Origin of the sequence: Bradyrhizobium ottawaense (assembly GCF_900099825.1) — a bacterium.
Lineage (GTDB): Bacteria > Pseudomonadota > Alphaproteobacteria > Rhizobiales > Xanthobacteraceae > Bradyrhizobium > Bradyrhizobium ottawaense_A.
Map to the genome: position 1 here is coordinate 3310728 of NZ_LT629693.1, position 21244 is coordinate 3331971.

Sequence of the window (21244 nt, forward strand, 5' to 3'; positions counted from 1 at the left end):
AGCGATGACAGTAGCTACGCCCCCGGCAGATCGAGGATGCGCTTGGCGACGATGCCGAGCATCACCTCGCTGGTGCCGCCTTCGATCGAATTGGCCTTGGTACGCAGCCAGGCGCGCGGGCGGGCGCCACCGCGTGAGCGTTCGCTTTCCCATTCCAGCGCATCGGCGCCGCCAGCCGACATCAGGATTTCGTAGCGGCGCTTGTTGAGCTCGGTGCCGTAATATTTCATCGCCGAGGAAAACGCCGGATGCGACTCGCCGGCCTTAGCGAGATCGACCGCGCGTTCGGCGGCCGCCGACAGCGCCGCCTCGTCGATCTCGAAGGCCGAGATCTGGCTGCGCAGCATCGAGTCCTCCAGCCGGCCCTGCTCGTCGGTGCCGACGGAATCGGCGGCGACCTGGCCGAGCGGCCGGCCGACGCCGCGCTCGCCCATGCCCGAGATCATCGCGCGCTCGTGCTGCAGCAGATATTTCGCGACATCCCAGCCGCGGTTGACGGTACCGACCACATGCGATTTCGGCACCCGCACGCCGTCGAAGAAGGTTTCGCAGAACGGCGAGTAGCCGGAGATCAAGAGGATCGGCTTGGTCGAGACACCCTTCGACGTCATGTCGAACAGGATAAAGCTGATGCCGTCATGCTTCTTGGCTGACGCGTCGGTGCGCACCAGGCAGAAAATCCAGTCGGCGTAATTCGCATATGATGTCCAGATCTTCTGGCCGGTGATGACGAAATCGTCGCCGTCGCTCTCGGCGCGGGTCTGCAGCGAGGCGAGATCCGACCCGGCGTTCGGCTCGGAATAACCCTGGCACCAGCGAATAAGTCCGGCGGTGATTTTCGGCAGATGTTCCTTCTTTTGCGCGTCGGTGCCGTACTGCAGCAGTGCCGGCCCGAGCATGGAAATGCCGAACGAGACCAGCGGCTGCCGTGCGCCGATCGCCGCCATCTCCTGGCGCACGATCTTGGCCTGCTCGCCATCGAGGCCTCCGCCGCCATATTCCTTCGGCCAGTGTGGCACGGTCCAGCCCTTGTCACGCATCCGCTCGAACCAGACACGCTGAGGTTCGGACGAGAACTTGGCGTTGCGGCCGCCCCAGAAGGTGTCGCCCTCCGAGGTCATCGGCCGCCGCATCTCCGGCGGACAATTGGCCTCCAGCCAGGCGCGGGTCTCACGGCGAAAGTTTTCCAGATCGGACATATCGGCGTTTCCATGTGGGAATGTTGGATCGACCTTAGCTATCGCATTGCGGAATTCAATATGTCTCTGCGCTGCGCCATGCCCTGACCGCGGTGGTCATAGTCCCTATTCAGGTGTATCGCAGGGCGCGCAACGATTGAAAAACAAGAGGAAACGGACATGCGGCTGAAGTTGCTTTCGCCTGGCGAAATGAACGCCGAGCAAAAAGAAACCTACGACGAGTCGATCGCCGGCAAGCGCGGCGCCCCGCCGGCGCCGATGATGGCCTGGCTCAACAGTCCCCCGATGGCGAAGCATGCCACCCGGCTGGGCGAGCAGCTTCGTTTCAACACCATCTTTCCGGCAAAATTGTCGGAGATTGCGATCCTCGTCACCGCGCGGCACTGGACCTCGCATTACGAATGGTACGCCCACAAGCGCCTGGCGCTGAAAGGCGGCATGGACCCGAAGATCATCGACGACATCCGCGATCGCCGCACGCCGACCTTCGACGATCCCAAGGGCAAAATGATCTACGACGTCGCCAAATCGCTGCACGAAGGCCACGGCGTTTCCAAGGCGCTGTACGACGAGGCCGTGAAGGTGCTGACCGAACGCGGCATCGTTGAAGTCATCGGGCTGTGCGGCTATTACACGATGGTGTCGATGACGCTGAATACGTTTGAGTTCGGGCTGCCCGAGGGCGAAGTCTCCGACCTTGCGTAAGGGATGAGCGCTGCATAGATCGCGTTCAGGCGCGATCTATGCCCGGAAGAGAGATAGCGAGACTGCATGTCCCAAAACCCGCCCATCATTGCCGGTACGCGGATCGGGCATGTTCATCTCAAGGTCGCCGATCTCGACCGCGCGCTGGGGTTTTACTGCGGTGTGCTCGGCTTCGAGGTGATGCAGCAGATGGGCTCGGCCGCGGCGTTCATTTCGGCCGGCGGTTATCACCACCACATCGGTCTCAACACCTGGGAAAGCAAAGGCGGCCACCCGCCGCCGCCGGGCACCACCGGGCTGTTCCACACCGCGATCCTCTACCCCACCCGTCCGGCGCTGGCTGACGCGCTGCACCGCGTGATCCAGGCCGGCATCCAGCTCGACGGCGCCAGCGACCACGGTGTCAGCGAGGCGCTCTACTTACGCGATCCCGACGAGAACGGTGTTGAGCTCTATCGGGACCGCCCCAAGGAAGAGTGGCCGCGCACGCCTGACGGCGCGCTGTCGATGTTCACAAAGCGGCTCGATCTGGACGATTTGCTGCGCGCCCGCGAACCATGATCAGCACTGCGGCCGTCAACTCGACGCCGATGCAGCCGTAGAACGGCAGCGCGTAACTGCCGGACATATCGCGCAGCAGGCCGATCACCCCGGGACCGAACGCGTAGGTGATCTGGTTGATCGCGGTGATCAGGCTGACCAGCACGCCGAATGAACGCGGGTCGAACTCGCGCTGCACGATCAGCGACGGCAGCGTGATCAGGTTGCCAACCGAAAATCCGAACACCGCGCAGGCGGCGATGACGGCGATATCATTGTGCACGTTGATCAGGACCAGCAGCGCGCCGGCCTGGCTGATGAACGACAGCGACGACGCCAGCCGCTGATGGAGCCGGTCGATCACAAAGGAAAACAGCACGCGGCCGACCACCGCCATCGCCGTCAGGACGGCGACTGCAAGGGCAGCCTTCTCGCGTCCGATCCCCGAGTCCAGAAACGAGATCAGGTGGACGATGAAACCGACTTGCGCGAACAGCACCAGCGCGAACGCAATCGACACCGAGAGGAAGCCGATATCGCGAAACGCCTGCGCCCGGATCTGCGTCGGCGACGGCGCATCGGCCGCGGCCACGGAACCCGCATAGGCGTGAACCGGCGGCCGTCCGACGAAAATCAGGATCACCGGCACCATCAGCGCGACCATCACGACGGCTGACGCGATCATCGCACCCGAGAAGCCGAAATAGCCGATCGCGGCCACCAACAAGGGCACGCCGACGATGCCGCCAAAACTGGCGCCGTTCAGCGCCAGGCTGATCGCCATGCCGCGCTTCTTGTCAAACCAGAGCCCGAGCGTATTGTTGATGATGCTGAGGCTGGTGCCGGCCCAGCCGAACGCCAGCACCGCGTTGGCGAGAAAGAGCTGCCAGGGCTCGTTGACCTGACCGATCGAGATCGCGGCCGCTGCCATCGCGAAGGTGCCCGCGATCAGGCACTTGCGCGGACCGAACGCCTTGATCGCCTCGGCGACAAAGGCAACCAGCGCGGCGCCGAACAGATAGAAGAAGGTCGTGCCGGACGAGATCAGCGACGCCGGCCAGCCGTGCAGCCGATGCAGTTCGGCGACATAGACGCTCTGGCCGTAGAAGCCGAGCCCCCAGCCGAACGTCGCCAGCAGGAAACAGACGACGACAATGCGCCAGCCGTCGTAGCGGATGGAGGTTTCGTCCAACGTGATGTGACTGGAAGCGTCCAACGATCAACCCTCTTGAGCAGCGATCACACGCAAAGAGGTTCTTCGCGCTTCTACTGCAGCAAGTCGATAGCCACCCTCCAAGGTGCAAGGGTCATCGCTTCGATGCCCATCGAACTGTCAGCAGCTGTCAGCTAGCCCGCCTTCGGAATCAGATGCTGGGCTCGGGAAACTCGTCCACGGCCTGCAGGCTCGCCCGCCGCTTCGAAAACGACGCGAACAGCAGGATTCCGAGCCCCAGCAGCACCGGCGGGAACACCACCATGTTGACGGCGGACCAGCCGTAATGGGCCAGCAACTGGCCGGACGAGAACGAGCCCACCGCCATCATTCCGAACACCAGGAAGTCGTTGAAGGCCTGCACCTTGTTGCGTTCCTGCGGCCGGTGCGTCTCCAGCACCAGCGCCGAGGCGCCGACGAAGGCGAAGTTCCAGCCGATGCCGAGCACGAACAGCGTCGCCCAGAAATGCATCGCGGTGATCCCGGACAGACCGATCGCCGCCCCCGTGGCCTCCAGAACCAGGCCGAGCGCGACGATCCTGGGCGCACCAAAGCGCGCGATCAGCGAGCCCGTGAAGAAGCTCGGTCCGTACATCGCCACGATGTGCCACTGAATGCCGAAATTGGAATCGCTGACCGTGAGCCCGCACATCTTCATCGCCAGCGGCGCCGAGGTCATCACCAGGTTCATCATCGGATAGGCGATCACCCCGCACATCGCCGCCGCAATGAAGCGCGGCTGCCGCGCGATCTCGAACAGCGGCCGGCCGCCATGCAGATCGGCCGCTGCAGGCTTCGGCGCGTCGACGCCCGACAGCACCGCCATCGCCACCAGCGCAACGAGGGCCTGCATCACGAAGCTGAAGGCGAACAGGTAAGGCGGCCAGATATCCATGGTCCATTGCACAAGCTGCGGACCGAGCACGCCGGCGAACACGCCGCCCGCCATCACCCAGGATACGGCCTTGGGCCGGAACGCGGCGCTGGCGCCATCGGCCGCCGCGAAGCGATAGGATTGCGACACCGCGCCATAGAGCCCGCCGAGGAAGGTCGCGCCGCAAAACAGCCAGAACGACGCATGCAGGATCGCAAACGCACCGAGCGCGCCGGTCAGTACGCCGCAGAAGGTGCCGATGATGAAGGCGACACGGCGGCCATAGGCGCGCGAGATGGCGCCGGTCGGCAACGTGCCGGCGGCGAGGCCGAGCACGTACATCGACAGCGGCACGGTGGCGAGCGAGATCGACGGCGCCAGCGTCGCGCCGACGATCGAGCCGGTGGCGAAAATCACCGCCGAATTGGCGCCGGTCAGCGCCTGCGCCGCGGCCAGGCGCAGCACGTTGGCGCGCGCCCGCGCGTCATCAGCGATCTCTTGCGTGGCTGTCGTATCCAACATCGGCCATTCCCGCCCGGCAGGCCCCCGACGAAGAGAGCCTTGAATCATTTTCGGCACTATGGAGACGTGCGCCCGGGCTATCAACCGACGCAAATGGGCGCGCGCTATGCACCGGCGTCACCCTTAGGTGATCGCCGCGTCACCTCTTGGTGATCGCCGCGTCACCCCTGGTGATCGCAGCGTCACCCCTTGGTGATCGCCCCCGCGTCGCCCTTTGTCGATCGCGCGAAGGCCAGAATCAGGTTGTTGGCGGGCATTTCCACGGTTTCGACCAGAGCGAGGCCAACGCCATCGGCCAATGACCTGATATCTCCGATGTCGCGCACACCCCATTCGGCATCGCGCTCGCGCAGGCTGGTGTCGAACACGGCATTGCTGAGCGCGGTGTGCTTGCCGTCACGCTTGAACGGCCCGTAGAGAAATAGCCGCCCGTCCAGCCGCAGGTATCGCGCAGCACCGGCAAACAGCCCCTCAGCCACGCGCCACGGCGCGATGTGAACGACGTTGGCGCAGAACACCGCCAGCAGTTCGCCGGGGCCGCTGCCGTCCTGCATCGCCGCGCACCAAGCGGGATCGGAAAGGTCGATCGTGAGCGGCGGACGGATGTTGGGAAGGCCGGCATGGTCACGCCACGCCGCGATGCTGCTCAGATGGCGCTCGTTGGTATCGCTCGGCCACCAGGTGAGGTCGGGAGTTTGCTTTGCAAAATGGACCACGTGCTGGCCGGTGCCGCTGCCGGCCTCCAGCACATCGCCGGATTTGCCGGCGAGGAATTTCCGCAACACCGCCCAGATCGGCTCGTGGTTGCGGTGGAACGCCGCCGCATCCAGCCGTCCGTCGGGCTCGACCGGCCGGCCATCCTTGCCGAACTCAACGACATATTCCGCCATGGCAGTCTTATACCGTATCGGCGGACGATGGCAGCAACCAAAGTCGCCGCCGGCGGCGGTGCGTCACTTCAGATCCCCGCAATAGATTTCCTTCAGCAATTGCAGAACGCGCAAGGCATTCCGGTCGACAACGCGGTAGTGTAGCGTCTGCGAGGCCCGCCGGAATTCGACCAGACCGTCGGCGCGCAATTTTGCAAGGTGCTGCGACAGAGCCGACTGGCTGAGCTTGGCGACGCCGACGAGTTCACCGACGGTCATCTCGCCACGCGCTGCCAGAAAGCAAAGCACCAGCAAACGCTTCTCGTGACCCAGCAATTTGAGAAGTTGCGCGGCCTCACCGGCCTGCTTCGCCAGTTTCTTCAGTGACGCCGCGTCGTCGGCGCCGGTTCTCGGGGGTGTCTTCGTGGCTTTTGCCGCGGCGGCTCGCATTGCTTCATTTCCAATCGGTACCGGCGCCGACCAAGGCACCTGGAGCAGTTTACCGCGCCCATGATTGTTTAGCATTGACTAAATTAGTGAATGCCGATAGGTCTGAAAAAAAGCAACAAATCATGCGGCTACATGGCCGCGGGGAGAAGGAAACATGCGGCCCAGCTCCTGGCGCAGCATATCTCTATCGTCGAACGTTGCCGGCACGCCGCTCGGACGACGCTCCTTTCTGGGGCTCGGCGCCGCATTGACCGGCAGCCTCGCGATCGGCGCGAAGCCAGCCAATGCCGCGCCCGCCTCCCCGCCTGCGGATGCACCCTGGTCGCAATCGCTCGGCGCAGGCGTGGTCGATCGGCCCTATGGCAGGCCCGCCGACACCGAGGCCGGCGTCATCAGGCGCAACGTTCCGTGGCTGACCGCCGGGGCCGAATCTTCCGTCAGCTTTTCACCGCTGCAGGACCTGCACGGCATCATCACTCCCAATGGCCTGTTTTTCGAACGCTATCATGCTGGACGGCCAGACATCGATCCCGACCAGCACCGATTGATGATCCATGGCCTGGTCGAGCGTCCGCTGGTCCTCACCATGAAGGACATCGTGCGCTTTCCATCAACGTCGCGCATCCATTTCATCGAATGCCCGGCCAATGGCGGCATGGAATGGCGCGCCGCGCAGGTCAACTCGCTGCAGTTCAATCATGGCATGATCAGTTGCGCGGAATGGACCGGCGTGAGGCTATCGACCCTGCTCGACGAGGTCGGGGTCAGGAAGGAAGCGAAATGGGCGATGGTCGAGGGCGCCGACGGCGCGCACATGAACCGCAGCCTGACGCTCGACAAATGTCTCGACGATTGCCTTGTGGTCTACGCACAAAATGGCGAGGCACTGCGGCCGGAACAGGGTTACCCATTGCGGCTGGTGGTGCCGGGCTGGGAAGGCAACGTCAACATCAAGTGGCTGCGACGGATCAAGCTCGGCGACAGGCCCTGGTTTTCCCGCGAAGAAACCTCGAAATATACCGACCTGATGCCGGACGGCACCTCACGCGGGTTCACCTGGCTGATCGACGCCAAGTCGGTGATCACATTCCCCTGTCCGGAAAAGCCGCTCACGGGCCCGGGCCTCTATGAGATCAGGGGATTGGCGTGGACCGGCAATGGCAAGGTCAAACGTGTCGACGTCTCGACCGACGGCGGCGTCAACTGGCAGACCGCACGGCTGCATGAACCGGTACTGTCGAAGGCGCTGACAAAATTCACGCTACCCTGGCAATGGGACGGCCAGCCCGCGCTGCTGGAATCGCGGGCGATCGACGAAACCGGCTACGTGCAACCGACCATTGCGCAACTGCGGACGCAGCGTGGAACGAATTCGGTCTATCACAACAATTCGATCCAGACCTGGCAGATCAAGCCTGACGGGAGCGTATTTGATGTTCAGCTCGCGTGAACATTCCATGCTGCTCGGCTTTGGCCTGAACTTTGGCCTAGTCTTGGGCCTGATGCTGGCCGCCGGCACCTTCGCAGGCGCAGCAGAGCCCGGACACTTTGGTTATGGCAACAAAGCCACGCCCGAACTGATCGCCGGATGGAATATCGACGTGCGCGGAGACGATGGCGTTGGTCTGCCCGCCGGCAGCGGCACTGTTGAACGGGGCGCGGATGTATATGCCGAGCAGTGCGCCGCCTGCCATGGAACCTTCGGCGAAGGCGAAGGCCGCTTTCCCAAACTGGTCGGCGGCAAGGGAACGCTCAGGGGGGAACGGCCCGAGCCGACGGTCGGCAGCTACTGGCCGTTTGCGCCGACCTTATGGGATTACATTAACCGCGCCATGCCGATGCCCGCGCCGCACACATTGTCAGCCGATGACGTTTATGCTTTGACAGCCTATATTCTGAACCTGAACGACATCGTTCCGAATGAATTCGTTGCCGACCGGACCAGTGTGCCCACAGTCAAAATGCCCAATCGCGAAAGTTTCATCTGGACCGATCCAAGACCTGATACGATGGCCAAGCCATGCATGAACGCCTGCAACGATCCTGCGGAAACAAGGATTGTGTCCACGGCCGAAGGCAAGCAATTGACGCCGCGCACGACGGGACCGCTCGATACCATGCAGTCAAAGTAGAAAACGGGAACGCCATTGACCAAGCGCCTTTCAACGAAGCCTGTCACTAGTCCGGCGCTCGTCCTGCTGTTGCTGGCTGGTATCGTGGCATTCGCAAATCCTGCCCATGCGCAGTCCGCGGCCGCCGAAGGCCAGAAGATCGCTTTCGACCGCAGCAAGGGCAACTGCCTGACCTGCCATGTCATCAAGGGCGGCGACCTGCCCGGCTCGATCGCGCCGGAACTGGTCGACATCAAGAGCAAATATCCCAATCGCGCCGATCTCGTCGCCATTCTGACCGACGAAACCCTACGCAATCCGCTGACCGTGATGCCTCCGTTCGGACGAAACCGGATTCTGACCGAGCAGGAGATCAACGCGGTGGTGGATTTCCTGCAGACGCTGTGACGCAAAGCCGTGGCGCGCGAGCGCACGCGCGAGGAGATTTTCGATGGACAGGACTGACACACGGTTTTCAGCCCCGCGGCGGCTGATCCTGCAAGGCATCGGTGCGGTCGCACTGCTCGGCCTTGGCAATATCCCGTTCGTGAGTGGCGCGTTCGCCGCCGCTAACGACAAATATCCGGAAGAGGCCTTCAAGGCCAAAAGCGAGGCCGATGCGATCAAGGCGCTCTACGGCAAGACCGCGGAGGCTTCCGACAAGGTCAAGCTCGATGCGCCCGAGATCGCCGAGAACGGCGCCGTGGTGCCGGTATCGGTGACGACAACGCTTCCCGACGTGACCTCGATCTCGTTCCTGGTCAGCGAAAATCCGGTCGTGCTGGTGGCGTCCTACAAGATTCCCGCAGGCACGATGCCCAGCGTCGCCAATCGCATCAAGATGGCGAAGACTAGCAACGTCATCGTCGTCGTCGAAGCCGGCGGCAAGGTCTACAGCACCACCAAAGAGGTCAAGGTCACCGTCGGCGGCTGCGGCGGCTAACGCGCATGACCCGGAAAAGTGGGAACCGGTTTTCCGACCAGATCATGCGCAAACTGTAAAGCCAGGGGAATAAAAAATGCCATCGACCATTCGCGTGCGCGCAACTTCGAACGGCGACATCACCGAGGTGCAGGCGCTGATCCAACACCCCATGGACTCGGGCTTCGTCAAGGACGCCAAGGGCGAGATCATTTCGCCGCATTTCATCCAGCAGCTCACCTTCGAATATGACGGCAAGAACGTCTTCGCGGCCAACTGGGGCGGCGGCGTCTCCAAGGACCCCTACGTCAAGTTCGCCTTCAAGGGCGGCAAGAAGGGCGACGACCTGAAGATCAGCTGGATCGACAACAAGGGCGCGACCGACACCACCACGGCGAAGATTCAATGAAGCCGCGATCCGCGATCCATTTCGCTTCCGCCGCGCTCGCGCTCGCCGCGCTGGCGTTCGCAATGCCGTACGCGACGGCCGCCGACACGGTCGATCCGATCGCCGATGCCAAGGCGTTCAAGAAATTCTTCACCGACAAGTTTCCCAAGTTGAAGCTGGAAGACTTCGTCAACGGTCCGTATTCGATGAACGAGGACCTGCACAAGCAATGGGAAGAGAAGGAACAGTTTCCGCCCTACGAGTTCTCGCTCGAAATGGGCAAGGAGATGTTCACGAAGCCGTTCAAGAACGGCAAGAGCTATGAGGACTGCTTCCCGAACAAGGGCATCGGCATCCGCCAGAACTATCCCACCTTCGACGAAAAGGAAGGCAAGGTCATCACGCTGGAGCTGGCGCTGAACCGCTGCCGCGAGGCCAACGGCGAGCCGGCGTTCTCCTACGTGAAGGACGAAATGGCGGCGCTGACCGCCTACATGGCCTTCACCTCGCGCGGCAAGCCGATGGACATCAAGATACCCAGCGATCCGCGCGCGCTCGAAGCCTACGAGAAGGGCAAGGAATACTTCTACACCCGCCGCGGCCAGCTCAATTTCTCCTGCGCCACCTGCCATGTGCAGAGCCCGGGCGAGCGCATCCGCGCCGAAGTGCTGGCGCCCGCGCTCGGCATTCTCAACGCGATGCCGATCTACCGTTCGGAATGGAGCGGCATGGGCACCACCAGCCGGCGCTTCACCACCTGCAACAGCCAGATCCGCGGCGTTCCGCTCAGTCCGCAGGACGATGAGTATCGCAACGTCGAATATTATCTGTCCTATGTCAGCAACGGGCTGCCGATTTCGGGTCCGGGAGCGCGGCCATGAACATGCTTAAGCCGGTACTGGCTTCGATGCTTCTGCTCGCAGGCTCGGTGTGCGCGCTCGCCGCCAGCGAGGACGACTTCAAGGCGGCTTACGCCGCAGCCGAAGCCGCCAACAAAGAGGCCGCGGCCTTGCGCAACCAGTGGACCACGACAGCGGCGACGCTGGCGGCCGCGAAGAAGTCGGCCGACGCCGGCGACTTCGACAAGGCCATTGCAGCGGCGAAGGAAGCCGAGGCGCTCGCCAAGGCCTCGAGCTTCCAGGCCACCAGCGAGAAGACCCGCTGGAAAGACCTGGAAATACGCTAAGCGCGCGCGGAGAGACGCATGACCATCCGCCGCCGGGATTTCCTGACGCTAGCGGGCGCTGCAACGCTCGCAGGCAGCCTGCCGCGGCTCGCCCGCAGCGCCGACAGCGCCTACGATCTCGACCGCTTCGGCAATGCGCGCATCCTGCACATGACCGATACCCATGCGCAGCTCAAGCCGGTCTATTTCCGCGAGCCGAGCGTCAATATCGGCATCGGCTCCATGCAGGGCAATCCGCCGCATCTGGTCGGCAAGGCCTTTCTCGATCGCTTTGGCATCCGCCCCGATAGCGCCGATGCCTATGCCTTCACCTCCATCGAATTCGAGAAGGGCGCCGGACGGTTCGGCAAGCTCGGCGGCTTCGCGCATCTGAAGACGCTGATCGACCGGTTGCGCAGCGATGTCGGCGCCGGGCGCTCGCTGCTGCTCGACGGCGGCGATCTCTGGCAGGGCACCGGGCTTGCCAATGCCATGCAGGGCGCCGACATGGTGGATGCCGCCAACCTGCTCGGCATCGAGGCGATGACCGGCCATTGGGAATTCACCTATGGCGAGCAGGTGCTGCGCGACAATCTCGAGCGCTTCAAGGGCGAGTTCCTGGCGCAGAACGTCTTCCTCACCGAGGAGGCCGCCTTCAACGACGCCAAGGCGTTCGATCCGGCTTCCGGCCGCGTCTTCAAGCCGTCGGTCATCAAGGACATCGGCGGTCATCGGGTGGCCGTGATCGGGCAGGCGTTCCCGTACGTGCCGATCGCCCATCCCAAGCGTTTCACGCCGGACTGGAAGTTCGGCATCCGCGACGAGGAGCTGCAGAAGCTCGTCGACGGCCATCGCAACAACGACAAGGTCGATGCGGTGATCCTGCTGTCGCATAACGGCATGGATGTCGACCTCAAGCTCGCCAGCCGCGTCACCGGCATCGACGTCATCCTCGGCGGACACACCCATGACGCGGTGCCGCAGCCGATCACCGTGGCCAATGCCGGCGGCGTCACGCTCGTCACCAATGCCGGATCGAACGGCAAATATCTTGCCGTGCTCGATCTCGACATCGCCAAGGGCAAGGTCGCCAATGTGCGGTACCGGCTGCTGCCGGTGTTTTCGGAACTGCTGAAGCCCGATCCGGCGATGCAGGCGCTGATCGAGAAAGCCCGCGAACCACACGCCGCCGCGTGGGGCGACAAGATCGCCGCCGCCGACCGCCTGCTCTACCGCCGCGGCAATTTCAGCGGCACCATGGATCAACTGATCTGCGATGCGCTGCGCGGCGAACTCCACGCCGAGATCGCGCTGTCGCCGGGTTTCCGCTGGGGCACGACGGCGCTGGCCGGCCAGCCGCTGACAATGGAAGACGTGCTGGCGCAGACCGCCATCACCTATCCCGAGACCTATGTCGCGACCATGACCGGCGCCCAGATCAAGGACGTGCTCGAAGACGTCTGCGACAATCTCTTCAACCCCGATCCCTATTACCAGCAGGGCGGCGACATGGTCCGCGTCGGCGGCCTGTCCTATGCCTGCACGCCTTCGGAGACCGTGGGCAAGCGGATTTCCGAACTGAAGCTCAACGGCGGCCGCACGCTGGAGGCCGGCAAGAGCTACAAGGTGGCGGGATGGGCCTCGGTCAACGAACAGAAGGGCACGCCGGTCTGGGACGTGGTCGCCAGCCATCTCAGATCGGGCAAGCCACCCAACCGGGACGCGCCGGGTGTCACCCTGAAGGGCGTCGACGGCAACCCGGGCATAACGGCACAGCAATGAAGGGCCTTTCGACCATCCTTGGCATGCTGGCCGCGGCGCTGTTGATCGCGACGTCGGCACCGCCTGCGCGCGCCCAGCAGGCGCCGCTGCAGGACAAGCCGTTCGCCGAGCACAAGGTCGTGCTGCAGCTCTCGGACAATGACCCGCGCAAGCAAAGCATGGTGATCAGCGTCGCCAACAACCTGATGAAGTTCTACGACCCCGACAAGGTGGCGGTCGAGATCGTGGCGTTCGGCCCGGGCATCGAGCTGCTGCGCCCGGAAAATCCCAACCGCAAGCTGGTTGAAAGCCTGGTCGCGCAGGGGGCGCGGGTCGATATCTGCCTCAACACCGTCGATACGCTGGAGCGCGAAACCGGCAAGCGTCCGGACTACATTGCCGCCGCCACGCCGGTGCAGGTCGGCGTCGCCCAGATTCTGTTGCTGACCGAAAACGGCTACACACTGGTCCGGCCGTGACGGTCGTCATTGCGAGCGAAGCGAAGCAATCCACCTCGCCGCACAAAGAAAGAATGGATTGCTTCGCGGAGCCTGCATCGGGCGCGCATTCGCGCGACCCGTTGGCTCGCAATGACGGGGATAGATATGCATTCCATTTTGGAGAATTTGTAATGTACCGCTTTATAGCCGCCGCCTTGCTCTCGATCGCGTTTGCCGCCGGGGCCATTGCCGCCGATGCCAAGCCGCATCGCATCGCGATCCAGGTCGACCAGAACGATCCGCAGGTGATGAATCTGGCGCTGAACAACGCCACCAACGTCATCGAATATTACCGGGCCAAAAACGAGGACGTCGACATCGATATCGTCACCTACGGTCCCGGCCTGCACATGCTGCGGTCGGATACGTCCCCGGTGCAGGACCGCATCAAGCGGCTGAAGGACATGGTATTTCCCGGCAAGATCCAGTTCTCGGCCTGCAACAACACCAAGCAGGGCATGGAAAAGGCCGAAGGCCACGAGATTCCCATTGTCCCCGATGCCACCATCGTGCCGTCAGGCGTCGTCCATTTGATGGAATTGCAGGAGCAGGGCTGGAGCTACGTCCGGCCCTGAGGGTCTCCGCCGCCCCAAATCCGGCTGTTCCCAGGAGAAGGGATCGTTTGAGTACGCCGCCCTGATAGAATATCATGCTCCGGAATCAACATCCGGCAGTGGCCATGATCTTTCGTCAGCTCTTCGACAGCGTCTCGGGCACCTACAGCTATCTGCTCGCCAGCCGGTCCGGCGGCGAGGCGCTGATCCTCGATCCCGTGCTGGAAAAGGCCGATCGCTACTGCAAATTGCTGCAGGAGCTGGATCTGCGGCTGGTGAAGGCGGTCGATACCCACCTGCACGCCGATCACGTCACCGGCCTCGGCGAACTCCGCGACCGCACCCAGTGCATCACCATCATGGGCGAGCAGAGCAAGGCCGACGTGGTGTCGATGCGGGTCGCTGACGGCGACAAGGTGATGATCGAGGGGCTGAGCCTCGATGTCATGTACACGCCCGGCCACACCGACGATTCCTACAGCTATTTGATGGGCGACCGCGTCTTCACCGGCGATACGCTGTTGATCCGCGGCACCGGCCGCACCGATTTCCAGAACGGCAGCGCGCGATCGCAATATGATTCGATCTTCAACCGGCTGTTGAAACTGCCCGACGAGACCATGGTATTCCCCGCCCATGACTACAAGGGCGATACGGTTTCCACCATCGGCGAGGAAAAGCGCTACAACCCGCGCCTGCAGGTGCGCTCGATCGACGAATATGTCGAGCTGATGGGCAATCTCAATCTGCCGAATCCGAAATTGATGGACGTGGTGCTGCCGGCCAACATGCATGTCGGTCTGCACCAGGAGGACCTCGCCAAACAGGGACTGGCACTTAGCGCGCGCGATGCCATCGAGGGCTTCGGCCGGCCCGATATCCTGCTGGTCGATTTGCGCGAGAACAACGAGCGCGCCAAGCACGGCATGTTGGCGGGCGCGCTGCATGCGCCCTACCCCGGAATCTGCGAAAGCCTGCGGCCGGGCGGCATGCTGCGCGAAGTCGCGGCCGCGACCGGACGCCGCGTGGTGTTCTTCTGCGCGTTCGGCGAGCGCTCGGCGATGGCCGTTGCCGCCGCCAGGAGCGCGGGACTAGCCAACACCGCCCACATCGAGGGCGGCATCGACGCGTGGAAGAAGGCCGGCGGCCCGGTGGTTCACGGGTAGAGCGTTTTCGAGCGAAGTGACCGGCGCCCGGCGGGCCGCCCCTTCACTATGATGGCCAAATCCGCGCAATAACGCGGCTTTTGGAGCCTAAAATAACGCCCTAGACGCTGCGATCCGTGGTAACAGTCACCCAGATCGTTCGACGATATCGGTCGTGATTTCAGAGGTATAAGATGAACGATGAGCCCAAGAGTCCCGCCGAAATGAAGGAAATTCGGCTGCACCGCAAGCGCAGCCAGGAGGTCGAAGGCATCAAGGCGATGGCCGAAATAGCGGCCGCCGACATTGCGATCCGGAAACGGACCGAACAGTTGCGCGCGCTGCGTCTGGCCAGGGAAGCCGCCGATCTGGCAAACCCGCCGGAGCCGAAGGTCAAGGCCAAGCGTGTGACCAAAGCCAAGGTCGCAAGCAAGACCGCGAAAAAAGGCTGAGCATCATGAGCAAAGAGGATCGTGATCGCGCCCAGGCGCGCATGGACAAGCAAACGAGGGCCACCCAGGACGCAAGATCCGGGAAGGCTGACCGCGACTCGGCCAACAAGGCCGTGCTCGACAACATGGCGAAGCTGAGGGCGTTGCGACTGGCGCGCGAAGCGGCCGAGCCTCCGCGCGTTGCCGTGGCGAAGAAGGCGGCCCCGAAAAAGAAGAAAGCGGACGAACCCGCTCCGGCCCTGTCGGACTGGCTGGCAAGCCAGCAAAGCGGCGGCCGGCGCACGTAGAGCATTACCGGTTCTGATTGAATCAGAACCGGGCTCCACTCTTTTTGTTTCGACGCGTTTTCTTGACGCGAACCGCTATCCACCCCGGATCAAGCCCGGGGCGGGCTTTCGCTCGAAAACGCCATAGCGCAGGTCACCGCAGCAGGGCTGACGTTTACGCCGGCCCCGGCCAATCGATCATCGATCGCGTCTTGGTCTCGGCGTCGTAGACCTGCACCTGCAGCATCTGGAATTTGTTCTTCAAGGCCATGCCGGCTTCCTCGGCGGCTTCGACGGTGTCGTGATGCGACTTGAAATGACCGTCCACCACCAGCGAGTAGCCACTGACTGGCGCCTTGTCGGCTCGGATGATTTTACGCGGCTGCGGTTCTTCCGCCTCGATGCGGGGCTTCTTCATGCTGGCTCCGTGAAAACGCCCTTGGGGCTCTAACGCCGCAAAAAGGGCAGGAAATTTGCTCTGACCGGGGCTAGGATGAACACCAAAGTCGGTCAGATTGGTGTCATGCCGTTACTCTGAATCGACCCGCAGGGCAAACGCCGATTGATGCGGCAAAAGGGGTTAAATGGGCGGAACCGGCAAGAACAGCGAACCTCCGAAGAAAACCGACGATAAACCGAAGAAGCCGCCACGGATTCCCGTCGAGGACGATGATTACGAGGACGGCGACATCGCCACGCCGAAACGCGACCGCTCAGGCAACGACGACGAGCCGTTGTGAGGTAGTGGCCTAATCACCTCTCCCGCTTGCGGGGTCGAGACGAGCGAAGCTCGCTCTTAGGTCGGATTGCATCGAAAGATGCGATCCGGGTGGGGGAAGTCTCTCCACGAGCTCTGACACCAATTGTGCGGAAGCACCCCACCCCAACCCTCCCCCGCAAGTGGGAGAGGGAGCACGACACCGTTGACGTCATGCTTGATCCGCAAATCCCTCCCCCTCAATCACCCGGATACTCCTCACATCCAGCAGATGCGCGCCAAAGCCGCCGCGGGCGAGTTTGATCGCGAACGCGGGTGAGGCCAGCAAAAAACCCGCTGTCACTGCCAGCGGCACGGCGCTGATCCAGTCCAGTCCGACCGGCGTGAGTTCTTCGCGGCTGCCGGCATAAGGTCCGCTCGCCGCCGCGAGCTGCCCGCATTCCCGGATGATATCAGACCGCGTTCCGCCGCGCGATGCGGATCCCAACAGCGCCTGCATCGCCAGATGCGTCCGCACGCCCTCGCGGCTTTCTGGCAGCGGCGCCGGCGTCTCGCCGAGCGAAAGGCGAAGTAACAGGCCGACCAGATCGGTACCCGAACGATAGGCATTCATGGGCTCGACCAGCCGCGGATTGCAGTCGATCAATAGCGGCGTCGCATCGTCATGCGGCATGATATAGTCGACCGACAGCGCGCCGTGCCAATCCAGCGCTTGCCCGATCGCTTCGACATAACCCCGCACCTGCGGCCGGCTCACGCTCTGCTTGATCGCCTCGCCGCCGCCGACGCCGGGCGCGACCTGGCGATAGCCATGAAAGCCGAGCATCCGGCCGCGGCAAAACACCGACTGCGCCTTCTCGGTGGTGCCGGCGACGAGGTCCTGCACCAGCACCTCGTCCGCGAATGCATCGCTCGTCGCCAGATCGCGCAGCGCGTCTTCGAGATCGTCCGCATGGCGCACGAACCAGATGCCGCGGCTCGCGGTGCCGACCGAGGTTTTCACCACTGCCGGAAAGCGGATGGCCTCGCGCAGCGCCTGCGCAGATGTGACGATCCGCGTCGGCGGCTGCGGCAGTGCAAGTCGATCGAGCAGCCGGCTGAAGCCCGCCTTGCTGTGCGCCGTGCGGTAACTGTCGAAGCCCGGCAGCGCCAGACCGATGCGGCCCTCCAGACGCGGCTTTACCCGCGCGAACAGAAATCCCTGCTCATGCGTCGGCAGCAGCACATCGAAACGGCCGGTCGCGATCAGCCGTTCGATAAAGGCGAGATAGCCGGCAGGATCGGTCCGCAGCCCGGGACAGTGGTGAAATTTGCGCACGAAGCGCGAGAACCGCGCCAGGCACCAGGGCGAGGGATCGCAGACCTCGACGTGATGGCCCGACAGGCCGAGAATCGTGATGGCCTCGCGGGCTGAGGTACTGGAGCCCTCGGAGACGAGCACACGGAGCGGTTTGGTGGCATCGGGCATGCCGGATCATGGCCGCGCCGGCCCGTCCTTGTCTCCGGCTTTAATGACGCATTTGACGCATCCGGACGGTGCCGGGGCAGCCATGCAGCGGCATTCATGGACAAATAACGGACAGCCTATATTTTCACCGCGCCTTGCCGGGCCGTAAGCGAAACGGGGTTCTGAGCTGACATGGTCGATATTCTCGCCGCACCGCAGCAATCAAAAGCGGATACTTCGCTGCGCACGCTGACGGCGATTTCGATCGCGCATTGGGTCAGCCATTTTCACCTGTTCGTGCTGCCGATGCTGTTTCCGTACCTGAAGGCGCAACTCGGCGTCGGCTATATCGAGCTCGGCTTCGCGCTGACCGTATTCGGTGTCGTCTCGGGCCTGACGCAGGCGCCGATCGGCTACCTCGCCGACCATATCGGCGCCCGCAAGGTGCTGCTGGCCGGCCTCACCGTCGGCGGCCTCGCGCTGATCCTGCTCGGCATGCACTTGAGCTACACGTCGCTGATCCTCTGCGCCGCGCTGCTCGGCCTCGCCAACAGCGTCTATCATCCGGCGGACTATGCGATCCTGTCGGCGCATATGGACATCAGGCGGATGGGCCGCGCGTTTTCGATTCACACCTTTGCCGGCTTCGTCGGCGGCGCAGTCGCACCCGCGATCATGGCGGCTCTGGTGGCAACCGTCGGCGGCCTCGGCGCCCTGATCGTGGCAGGCGCGGTGGGTCCTGCGGTGGCGCTGCTGTTGATTGCCGTCGGTATTCCCGACGCCAGCTCGGCCGATCGCAAGGGCGACGGTTCGGCGGCGCCGAAGCAAAGCATCCTCACGCCTGCGATCATCGTGCTGACGATCTTCTTCATGCTGCTCGGCCTGTCGAATGCCGGCATCAGCAATTTCGGCGTCGTCGCGCTGATGAGCGGCTACGGCGTGACTTTCTCCGCCGCCAATATCGCGCTGACCGCGTTTCTCGGCGCCAGCGCGGCCGGCGTATTGGCCGGCGGTTATCTGGCCGACCGCACCCGCCGCCACGGCAGCGTGGCCGCCGCCTGCTTCGGCATCAATGCCGTCATCATTTCAGTCATCGCAACCGTCAATCTGCCGGTCGCGGTGCTGACCGCGGCGATGGGACTGGCCGGCTTCCTCGGCGGCGTCATTGCGCCGTCGCGCGACATGCTGGTCCGCAACGCCGCACCTGAAGGCGCCGCCGGCCGCGCCTTCGGCATCGTCTCCACCGGCTTCAATTTCAGCGGCATCTTGAGCCCGCTGCTGTACGGCTGGATCATGGACCAGAACATGCCGCATTGGGTGTTCGGCGCCTCCGTCGCCTTCATGGTGCTGACGGTGCTGCTGGCATTGGTCACCGACCGCAAGCCGGCGGGAACCGTTTAAGACTTCAAACGCGCTAACGCATCCCTGAGCCTCATCCCGGCCGGTTGACAGCCTCCCGGGACACCCGATGATGCGGCAACAAAACAGATTTGGGATGGAAAGCCATGACCTCGACCCCTGACCTCGTGATCCGCGGCGGCAATATTGCCGATGGCAAGGGCGGCGACCTCTACGAGGCCGATGTCGCCATCACGGGCGGCCGCATCACCGAAGTCGGCAAGGTCGCAGCCAAGGGCAAGGAGGAGATCGACGCCAGGGGCAAACTGGTCACGCCCGGCTTTGTCGATGTTCACACCCATTACGACGGCCAGGTCGCCTGGAGCCAGGACATCACGCCCTCGTCGCAGAACGGCGTCACCACCGCGATCATGGGCAATTGCGGCGTCGGCTTCGCGCCGTGCCGTCCGGCCGATCATGTACGGCTGATCCAGCTGATGGAAGGCGTCGAGGATATTCCGGAGCCGGTGCTGAGCGCCGGCATTCCCTGGGCCTGGGAAAGCTTCCCGGATTACATGGAGTGGCTGTCCAAGCGAAGCTTCGACATCGACGTCGGCGCGCAACTGCCGCACGCCGCGCTCCGCGTCTATGTGATGGGCGAGCGCGGCGCGCGCCGCGACCCCTCAACGCCCGAAGACAACAGAGCGATGGCGGCATTGGCGGGCGACGCAGTGCGGGCCGGCGCGCTCGGCTTCTCGACCTCGCGCACCCTCAACCACCGCACCTCGACCGGCGACTTCACGCCGACGCTGAAGGCCGGCGAGGATGAACTGACCGCGATCGCCGCCGCGATGCATGCCCAGGGCCGCAGCGTGCTGCAGTTCGTGCTCGATCTCTCCACCATCAACGAAGACCTGCCGATGATGCTGCGGGTGGCGGAGAACACCAAAATCCCGGTGACGTTCTCGATCACGCAGAACGACAAGGAGCCGCAGCGCTGGCGCAAGACGCTCGACATCATCAAGGACGCTTCCGCGCGCGGCCTCAATATCACCGCGCAGATCCCGGCCCGCCCGGTCGGGCTGATGCTCGGATTGGAATTGTCGCGCAACCCGTTCCAGACCCATCCGAGCTACAAGGCGATCGCCCATCTGCCGCTGGAAGAGCGGCTGAAGCGCCTGCATCAGCCCGAGATGCGCAAGGCCATCCTGAGCGAGCACGCCACCGCGACCGACGATCCGCTGTTCTTCCGGCCGAACTACGACAAGATGTATCTGCTCGGCAATCCGCCGGACTACGAACAGCCGCCGGAAAACACGCTGGGCGCGCAGGCCCGCCGCCAGGGCCGGCAGCCGGAAGAACTCGCCTATGAGGCGATGCTGACCGAAGAAGGCCGCGGCATGCTCTATGTGCCGTTCCTCAATTATTCCGACGGCAACCTCGATGCGACCCGTGAGATGCTGCGCGATCCGCATTCGGTGCCGGGACTGAGCGACGGCGGCGCGCATTGCGGCATCATCTGCGACGCCAGCTTCCCGACCTATCTCTTGACGCACTGGACCCGCGACCGCAGCCGCGGTGAAAAACTGTCGATTCCGTTCGTGGTCGCAGCGCAGGCCCGCAAGACCGCGCTGTCGGTCGGGCTCTACGATCGCGGCGTGATCGCGCCGGGCTTCAAGGCCGACGTCAACGTCATCGACTACGACAAGCTGCACCTGCATCCGCCGAAAGTGCATTACGACCTGCCGGTCGGCGGCCGCCGCCTGCTGCAGCAGGTCGATGGCTACGACGCCACCATCGTGTCAGGCGTGGTGACGCAACGCGGCGGCAGCGCCACCGGCGCCCGCCCCGGCAAACTGGTGCGCGGCGCGCAGGGCAGCTACAGCGAGTTCGGCGCCGCGGCGAGTTAGGCTGCAGCCCAACACAAGGTGGCGTCCCCCGCCTGGTGCGCAATTGCGCACGGGGGCGGAGAGCCATCGATTCGCGGTGAGCGCCAGCACAGCACATCCGGAGGTTCTGGAGGGTCCAGACACAAAATCGCGAAAACAACCCCATGCAAAGTAGAATTGCCCCCGGCTCGCAGCGAGCGTACTGCTTGCGTCCGC

Annotated in this window: 25 protein-coding genes; 18 read left to right on the forward strand and 7 right to left on the reverse strand. The window is 63.6% G+C overall.

Annotation, left to right across the window (positions count from 1 at the left end):
• Positions 1 to 14 precede the first annotated feature (14 nt).
• Complete coding sequence (locus tag BLR13_RS15550; protein ID WP_074822322.1) at positions 15 to 1199, reverse strand: acyl-CoA dehydrogenase family protein; 1185 nt, start codon at positions 1197 to 1199, stop codon at positions 15 to 17.
• 159 nt (positions 1200 to 1358) lie between these two features.
• Here BLR13_RS15550 and BLR13_RS15555 point away from each other — a divergent pair, with 159 nt between their 5' ends.
• Positions 1359 to 1904 (forward strand): carboxymuconolactone decarboxylase family protein, encoded by a 546-nt coding sequence (locus tag BLR13_RS15555; RefSeq protein ID WP_074822319.1) that lies wholly within the window; start codon positions 1359 to 1361, stop codon positions 1902 to 1904.
• Between the two features lie 66 nt (positions 1905 to 1970).
• The gene (locus BLR13_RS15560; protein ID WP_074822316.1) at positions 1971 to 2465 is read left to right on the forward strand and encodes a VOC family protein; all 495 of its coding nucleotides are present in this window, start codon (positions 1971 to 1973) and stop codon (positions 2463 to 2465) included.
• Here BLR13_RS15560 and BLR13_RS15565 read toward each other — a convergent pair.
• From BLR13_RS15565 to BLR13_RS15580, 4 genes are all read right to left on the reverse strand, one after another.
• Complete coding sequence (locus BLR13_RS15565) at positions 2416 to 3660, reverse strand: MFS transporter (protein WP_074822313.1); 1245 nt, start codon at positions 3658 to 3660, stop codon at positions 2416 to 2418. The genes BLR13_RS15560 and BLR13_RS15565 overlap by 50 nt on opposite strands.
• A gap of 148 nt (positions 3661 to 3808) precedes the next feature.
• Positions 3809 to 5053 carry an MFS transporter gene (locus BLR13_RS15570; RefSeq protein WP_074822310.1) on the reverse strand — a complete coding sequence of 415 codons (1245 nt, stop codon included), beginning with the start codon at positions 5051 to 5053 and terminating at the stop codon, positions 3809 to 3811.
• 182 nt (positions 5054 to 5235) lie between these two features.
• The gene (locus tag BLR13_RS15575; RefSeq protein WP_074822307.1) at positions 5236 to 5943 is read right to left on the reverse strand and encodes a DUF938 domain-containing protein; all 708 of its coding nucleotides are present in this window, start codon (positions 5941 to 5943) and stop codon (positions 5236 to 5238) included.
• Between the two features lie 63 nt (positions 5944 to 6006).
• Positions 6007 to 6372: an ArsR/SmtB family transcription factor gene (locus BLR13_RS15580; RefSeq protein ID WP_074822305.1), complete on the reverse strand. Its 366-nt coding sequence runs from the start codon at positions 6370 to 6372 to the stop codon at positions 6007 to 6009.
• A gap of 154 nt (positions 6373 to 6526) precedes the next feature.
• On the opposite strand from BLR13_RS15580, the gene soxC reads away from it, so the two are divergent.
• From soxC to BLR13_RS15645, 13 genes are all read left to right on the forward strand, one after another.
• Positions 6527 to 7822 carry a sulfite dehydrogenase gene (gene soxC / locus BLR13_RS15585; RefSeq protein WP_074822302.1) on the forward strand — a complete coding sequence of 432 codons (1296 nt, stop codon included), beginning with the start codon at positions 6527 to 6529 and terminating at the stop codon, positions 7820 to 7822.
• A 52-nt stretch (positions 7823 to 7874) separates the two neighbouring features.
• Entirely contained in the window at positions 7875 to 8504 is a 630-nt protein-coding gene (locus tag BLR13_RS15590) for a c-type cytochrome (protein ID WP_074831481.1), read from the forward strand.
• A gap of 63 nt (positions 8505 to 8567) precedes the next feature.
• Positions 8568 to 8891, forward strand: coding sequence for a sulfur oxidation c-type cytochrome SoxX (gene soxX / locus BLR13_RS15595; RefSeq protein ID WP_074831479.1), 324 nt, complete (start codon positions 8568 to 8570; stop codon positions 8889 to 8891).
• Positions 8892 to 8934: 43 nt separating this feature from the next.
• Positions 8935 to 9426: a thiosulfate oxidation carrier protein SoxY gene (soxY, locus tag BLR13_RS15600; RefSeq protein ID WP_074822299.1), complete on the forward strand. Its 492-nt coding sequence runs from the start codon at positions 8935 to 8937 to the stop codon at positions 9424 to 9426.
• A 76-nt stretch (positions 9427 to 9502) separates the two neighbouring features.
• Positions 9503 to 9814: a thiosulfate oxidation carrier complex protein SoxZ gene (gene soxZ, locus BLR13_RS15605; protein ID WP_074822296.1), complete on the forward strand. Its 312-nt coding sequence runs from the start codon at positions 9503 to 9505 to the stop codon at positions 9812 to 9814.
• A complete protein-coding gene (gene soxA, locus BLR13_RS15610) occupies positions 9811 to 10674 on the forward strand; it encodes a sulfur oxidation c-type cytochrome SoxA (protein WP_074822293.1) in 864 nt (287 codons plus the stop codon). The genes soxZ and soxA overlap by 4 nt, the downstream gene beginning before the upstream one ends.
• Positions 10671 to 10979, forward strand: a complete 309-nt coding sequence (locus BLR13_RS15615) for a hypothetical protein (RefSeq protein ID WP_074822289.1) — start codon at positions 10671 to 10673, stop codon at positions 10977 to 10979. Before soxA ends, BLR13_RS15615 begins: the two co-directional genes overlap by 4 nt.
• Before the next feature lie 18 nt (positions 10980 to 10997).
• A complete protein-coding gene (gene soxB / locus BLR13_RS15620) occupies positions 10998 to 12740 on the forward strand; it encodes a thiosulfohydrolase SoxB (RefSeq protein ID WP_074822286.1) in 1743 nt (580 codons plus the stop codon).
• Positions 12737 to 13198 (forward strand): hypothetical protein, encoded by a 462-nt coding sequence (locus BLR13_RS15625; RefSeq protein ID WP_079586294.1) that lies wholly within the window; start codon positions 12737 to 12739, stop codon positions 13196 to 13198. Before soxB ends, BLR13_RS15625 begins: the two co-directional genes overlap by 4 nt.
• 152 nt (positions 13199 to 13350) lie before the next feature.
• Entirely contained in the window at positions 13351 to 13794 is a 444-nt protein-coding gene (locus BLR13_RS15630; protein WP_074822284.1) for a DsrE family protein, read from the forward strand.
• 104 nt (positions 13795 to 13898) lie between these two features.
• Positions 13899 to 14939, forward strand: a complete 1041-nt coding sequence (locus BLR13_RS15635) for an MBL fold metallo-hydrolase (protein WP_074822281.1) — start codon at positions 13899 to 13901, stop codon at positions 14937 to 14939.
• A gap of 173 nt (positions 14940 to 15112) precedes the next feature.
• Positions 15113 to 15370, forward strand: a complete 258-nt coding sequence (locus tag BLR13_RS15640; protein ID WP_074822276.1) for a hypothetical protein — start codon at positions 15113 to 15115, stop codon at positions 15368 to 15370.
• Between the two features lie 5 nt (positions 15371 to 15375).
• Positions 15376 to 15657, forward strand: coding sequence for a hypothetical protein (locus BLR13_RS15645; RefSeq protein WP_244525185.1), 282 nt, complete (start codon positions 15376 to 15378; stop codon positions 15655 to 15657).
• A gap of 154 nt (positions 15658 to 15811) precedes the next feature.
• On the opposite strand, the gene BLR13_RS15650 is transcribed toward BLR13_RS15645, so the two are convergent.
• Complete coding sequence (locus tag BLR13_RS15650; RefSeq protein WP_074822274.1) at positions 15812 to 16054, reverse strand: hypothetical protein; 243 nt, start codon at positions 16052 to 16054, stop codon at positions 15812 to 15814.
• Between the two features lie 166 nt (positions 16055 to 16220).
• Between BLR13_RS15650 and BLR13_RS41085 the strand changes: the two genes are divergently transcribed.
• Positions 16221 to 16376, forward strand: coding sequence for a hypothetical protein (locus tag BLR13_RS41085; RefSeq protein ID WP_091976529.1), 156 nt, complete (start codon positions 16221 to 16223; stop codon positions 16374 to 16376).
• 189 nt (positions 16377 to 16565) lie between these two features.
• On the opposite strand, the gene BLR13_RS15660 is transcribed toward BLR13_RS41085, so the two are convergent.
• Positions 16566 to 17822, reverse strand: coding sequence for a hypothetical protein (locus BLR13_RS15660; RefSeq protein ID WP_074822272.1), 1257 nt, complete (start codon positions 17820 to 17822; stop codon positions 16566 to 16568).
• Positions 17823 to 17993: 171 nt separating this feature from the next.
• Between BLR13_RS15660 and BLR13_RS15665 the strand changes: the two genes are divergently transcribed.
• Entirely contained in the window at positions 17994 to 19202 is a 1209-nt protein-coding gene (locus BLR13_RS15665) for an MFS transporter (RefSeq protein ID WP_074822269.1), read from the forward strand.
• 104 nt (positions 19203 to 19306) lie between these two features.
• The gene (locus BLR13_RS15670; RefSeq protein WP_074822265.1) at positions 19307 to 21049 is read left to right on the forward strand and encodes an N-acyl-D-amino-acid deacylase family protein; all 1743 of its coding nucleotides are present in this window, start codon (positions 19307 to 19309) and stop codon (positions 21047 to 21049) included.
• Positions 21050 to 21244 lie beyond the last annotated feature (195 nt).

Excerpts from the sequence above, each read along its gene's own strand:
- BLR13_RS15550 (WP_074822322.1), bottom strand. The coding sequence starts at position 1,199 with ATGTCCGATCTGGAAAACTTTCGCCGTGAGACCCGCGCCTGGCTGGAG.
- BLR13_RS15555 (WP_074822319.1), top strand. The coding sequence starts at position 1,359 with ATGCGGCTGAAGTTGCTTTCGCCTGGCGAAATGAACGCCGAGCAAAAA.
- BLR13_RS15560 (WP_074822316.1), top strand. The coding sequence starts at position 1,971 with ATGTCCCAAAACCCGCCCATCATTGCCGGTACGCGGATCGGGCATGTT.
- BLR13_RS15570 (WP_074822310.1), bottom strand. The coding sequence starts at position 5,053 with ATGTTGGATACGACAGCCACGCAAGAGATCGCTGATGACGCGCGGGCG.
- BLR13_RS15575 (WP_074822307.1), bottom strand. The coding sequence starts at position 5,943 with ATGGCGGAATATGTCGTTGAGTTCGGCAAGGATGGCCGGCCGGTCGAG.
- BLR13_RS15580 (WP_074822305.1), bottom strand. The coding sequence starts at position 6,372 with ATGCGAGCCGCCGCGGCAAAAGCCACGAAGACACCCCCGAGAACCGGC.
- soxC (WP_074822302.1), top strand. The coding sequence starts at position 6,527 with ATGCGGCCCAGCTCCTGGCGCAGCATATCTCTATCGTCGAACGTTGCC.
- BLR13_RS15590 (WP_074831481.1), top strand. The coding sequence starts at position 7,875 with ATGCTGGCCGCCGGCACCTTCGCAGGCGCAGCAGAGCCCGGACACTTT.
- soxY (WP_074822299.1), top strand. The coding sequence starts at position 8,935 with ATGGACAGGACTGACACACGGTTTTCAGCCCCGCGGCGGCTGATCCTG.
- soxZ (WP_074822296.1), top strand. The coding sequence starts at position 9,503 with ATGCCATCGACCATTCGCGTGCGCGCAACTTCGAACGGCGACATCACC.
- soxA (WP_074822293.1), top strand. The coding sequence starts at position 9,811 with ATGAAGCCGCGATCCGCGATCCATTTCGCTTCCGCCGCGCTCGCGCTC.
- BLR13_RS15615 (WP_074822289.1), top strand. The coding sequence starts at position 10,671 with ATGAACATGCTTAAGCCGGTACTGGCTTCGATGCTTCTGCTCGCAGGC.
- soxB (WP_074822286.1), top strand. The coding sequence starts at position 10,998 with ATGACCATCCGCCGCCGGGATTTCCTGACGCTAGCGGGCGCTGCAACG.
- BLR13_RS15625 (WP_079586294.1), top strand. The coding sequence starts at position 12,737 with ATGAAGGGCCTTTCGACCATCCTTGGCATGCTGGCCGCGGCGCTGTTG.
- BLR13_RS15630 (WP_074822284.1), top strand. The coding sequence starts at position 13,351 with ATGTACCGCTTTATAGCCGCCGCCTTGCTCTCGATCGCGTTTGCCGCC.
- BLR13_RS15635 (WP_074822281.1), top strand. The coding sequence starts at position 13,899 with ATGATCTTTCGTCAGCTCTTCGACAGCGTCTCGGGCACCTACAGCTAT.
- BLR13_RS15640 (WP_074822276.1), top strand. The coding sequence starts at position 15,113 with ATGAACGATGAGCCCAAGAGTCCCGCCGAAATGAAGGAAATTCGGCTG.
- BLR13_RS15645 (WP_244525185.1), top strand. The coding sequence starts at position 15,376 with ATGAGCAAAGAGGATCGTGATCGCGCCCAGGCGCGCATGGACAAGCAA.
- BLR13_RS15650 (WP_074822274.1), bottom strand. The coding sequence starts at position 16,054 with ATGAAGAAGCCCCGCATCGAGGCGGAAGAACCGCAGCCGCGTAAAATC.
- BLR13_RS41085 (WP_091976529.1), top strand. The coding sequence starts at position 16,221 with ATGGGCGGAACCGGCAAGAACAGCGAACCTCCGAAGAAAACCGACGAT.
- BLR13_RS15660 (WP_074822272.1), bottom strand. The coding sequence starts at position 17,822 with ATGCCCGATGCCACCAAACCGCTCCGTGTGCTCGTCTCCGAGGGCTCC.
- BLR13_RS15665 (WP_074822269.1), top strand. The coding sequence starts at position 17,994 with ATGGTCGATATTCTCGCCGCACCGCAGCAATCAAAAGCGGATACTTCG.
- BLR13_RS15670 (WP_074822265.1), top strand. The coding sequence starts at position 19,307 with ATGACCTCGACCCCTGACCTCGTGATCCGCGGCGGCAATATTGCCGAT.